Source organism: Methanospirillum sp. (assembly GCF_035560735.1).
Taxonomy (GTDB): Archaea; Halobacteriota; Methanomicrobia; order Methanomicrobiales; family Methanospirillaceae; genus Methanospirillum.
Genome location: NZ_DATMYY010000203.1, coordinates 1 through 3,240, shown reverse-complemented (window position 1 = coordinate 3,240; position 3,240 = coordinate 1). Strand labels below are relative to the sequence as shown.

Sequence of the window (3,240 nt, the reverse complement as noted above, 5' to 3'; positions counted from 1 at the left end):
ATTTTGGCAACACATGAGCCACAGGAGTTGGTAAGGGTCGAGTACTCAGTCAGATCAGTCTTGAACAATTCTGTTGTGTTAATATACTGATTCCGAACAGGGGTGACCTTCTCTGATAGTTTATACTCATTGACCTTTTTAACAAAGGTATTAATTTTCTCTGTTTGTGTCTTATTTACTGTCTGAAGTGTGGATTCATTACCATTGAAAAATCCATCCTTCATAATATCAGGGATTGAACTCAGTAATGGAAGTCCTTCTTTTGTTACATCTGTGATAAATTTTTCATCATCACCAGAGAGAGTGTCCGCGGCGCTGGCTGGAAGAATCACCATACATACCAATAGCAAAGAAATAAGTGAGAAAGACCACATCGATCTGTGCATTATCGAATGTAGGGATTGCGAGTCTATATTTCTTGTGCCTGTGAGCAGGAAAAGAGAAAGAATAAATTATCTATTCTGCTGAAGTGTGAACCTGTCAGCCTGAACACGGAGCCTGCTGGCTAGGTCAGCGATATCATGCGATGATCTGGCTATCTCTGAAGTTGATATGTTAGCCTCTTCTACACGTGCAGAGACCTCAACCATTCGTTCCAGGTTTTCAGAACTTTCCTTGCTGAGCACAGTGATACCACTCATCACCTGCTCCATAAGTTCACGCTCTTCACTGGTTGAATGAGTAATATTGGCCATTTCTTCAGCAATCTCCCCAACTACTTTAGAAATGCTTCCTAGAGCATTTATTGTCTGGCTCACACTTTCTATTCCTGACTGGATTTCTTTGTATTGGAGCTGTATAGATTCCACGGTCTCACCAGAACTTTTCTGGATTGAGTGGATGAGCTCTTCAATATGTCCGGTGGCAATTTTAGATTGACCGGCAAGATTCTTGACTTCTTGAGCAACTACCGCAAATCCTCTTCCATGCTCTCCTGCTCTTGCTGCTTCTATAGCTGCATTAAGTGCAAGGAGATTGGTCTGGCTTGATATATCAGAAATCATCCGTACTATTTTATTGATCTCAAGCATCTGGGTGTTCAGTTCGGTGATCTGATCCATGCTTTTTGCACTGATCTCTCCAACTGATGACATCTTTCTCTCTGCCTCACCACCAAGAAGTTTTGCTTCTTCTCCCTGCTTTGATGCCAGTTCTGCCTGACCCATTAGATTTTCAACGGTATTTCCAATTTCTTCAACAGAATATGAGAGGGTTTTGACCTCCTCAGACATATGAAGAGCCTGATTCATTTGTTCTCTGGCTCCTGCCGTGGATCCCTGAACACGTTCAAAAACAGTGGTGATTATCGTTCTGATAGAATCAGTTCTGTTTATAGTTTTTCCAGCGGTATCCGAAAGGCTAGATATTGATCCCTCAAGTTCGGATAAGACTGTATTGATAGCTGCGAGTGCAGTGTTATAGTCTTCTTTGATTCTTGCGAGTGGATCCTCAGAAGATATTGAAGTAATCCTGGTTAGATCTCCCCCTGCCATCTTTGACATTGCATCTTCAAGATCTTCTGCACTCTTTGCGAGTGCATCTGATTTACTCTTGGCATCCCCTAGAAGGGAGGAGACCTCATGTTCTTTCTCCTTTCGCGTAGTGATATCATTATACACAATCAGGTAATTTTCCAAAGTTCCTGATCGGTTAAAGATGGGGATGCCGTATTGCTCAAGAGTTCGCATCCCAATCGGAAATTGTATTGTCAGTTCGCCGTAGGTAGGCCGCTGGGTGGAGATGAGATCACGAAATCCGGTTCCAGTATGTTCTAATACTTTTAGCTCACATGGGTTGGTTCCAAGCAATTGTTCTCGTGTGAAACCTGTTAAATTAATGTATGAATCATTGGTGACCAGTATATGTTGAGATTCATCAACCAAGAGAATGGGCATTGGAAGTTGCTGTACAATTGAATTATTGAGATGCTCCAGTTCTGCCAGTTCCTGCTCTCCTTCCTTGCGGTCAAGATACGTTTTGAGCATCTCAGCGAGTGAATTAATGAGGTTTCTCTCTTCAATAAGGAATGGTCCTTCCTGTTCATTTGGGCATTCCTTTAGATAGACGACAGATATTAATCCTTCAGTACCCCCTTTGGTTCTGAACTTTGCATCCTGTCTCCACCTCGTGTCTATGAAATTGTAGGTCTTTGCCTGCTCATGACCATAAGATATTTGTGCTGCTGTAATCTCCGGGAACTGCCATCCTGGTGGAATAAGTTCTGCTATCTTGTGAAGTACCTCTGGTACTTCCTTAGTATCGTCCTGAATAAGGGATGCAGTTGAATAGAATAGTTTCTGTTCTTTAACCCTTTCTCCGAGGTCATGCATCCTAGTTGCAAGTTCCTGCTCATTCTCTTTACGATCGATAAATGTTTTGAGCATCTCAGCAAGTGAGTTGATGAGATTACGTTCCTCAAGAAGGAAAGGTCCTTCGTATTCATCCCGACACTCCTTGAGGTATACAACAGAAATAACGCCTTCTTTTCCTGTTCTGGTTTTGAAAATAGCATCCTGTTTCCATCTGGTATCAAAATAGGTTGTTGTCTTTGCGACGTTTCCTCCATATGTTATTTGTGCAGCAGTAATCTCCGGGTACTGCCATCCTGGAGGAATTAGTTCTGATATCCTCTGGAGTACTTCCGGGATATCCTTGGTATCATCCTGAATGAGAGATGCAGTTGAATAAAAAAGTTTCTGCTCTTTTACTCTCTCTCCAAGGTCATGCATCCTGATAGCAAGGAGATGCTCATTCTCTTTACGGTCGATAAATGTCTTGAGCATCTCAGCAAGTGAATTAATGAGGTTCCTCTCTTCGAGGAGGAATGGTCCTTCATATTCATGTTTCTGCTCTGACAGGTATACGACAGATATGGCTCCTTCTCCACCTGACTGGGTTTTAAATTTGGCTTTCTGCTTCCAGAGTGTTTCCTGATAATTTTGCGTTTTCGCAAAATTTCCCCCGTAGGCAATTTGTGCCGCTGTAATCTCCGGGTACTGCCATCCTGGTGGGATAAGTTCAGATATCTTCTGGAGTACTTCCGGAATATCCTTGGTATCGTCCTGAATGAGAGATGCAGTTGAGTAAAATAATTTCTGCTCTTTTACTCTCTCACCAAGGTCATGCATCCTGACACCAAGAAGTTGCTCATTCTCTTTACGGTCGATAAATGTCTTGAGCATCTCAGCGAGTGAATTAATGAGGTTTCTCTCTTCGAGGAGGAATGGTCCTTCATATTCA

2 protein-coding genes are annotated in these 3,240 nt (G+C 42.4%); both read right to left on the bottom strand.

Translation table 11 applies throughout. From position 1 onward, the window contains the following. Nucleotides 1–335 (bottom strand): hypothetical protein (locus VN429_RS06000; RefSeq protein WP_325630917.1); only part of this gene is annotated, 335 nt, incomplete at its 3' end. A 117-nt stretch (nucleotides 336–452) separates the two neighbouring features. Then, on the bottom strand, nucleotides 453–3,240 hold a 2,788-nt coding region (locus tag VN429_RS05995), incomplete at its 5' end, for a methyl-accepting chemotaxis protein (RefSeq protein ID WP_325630915.1).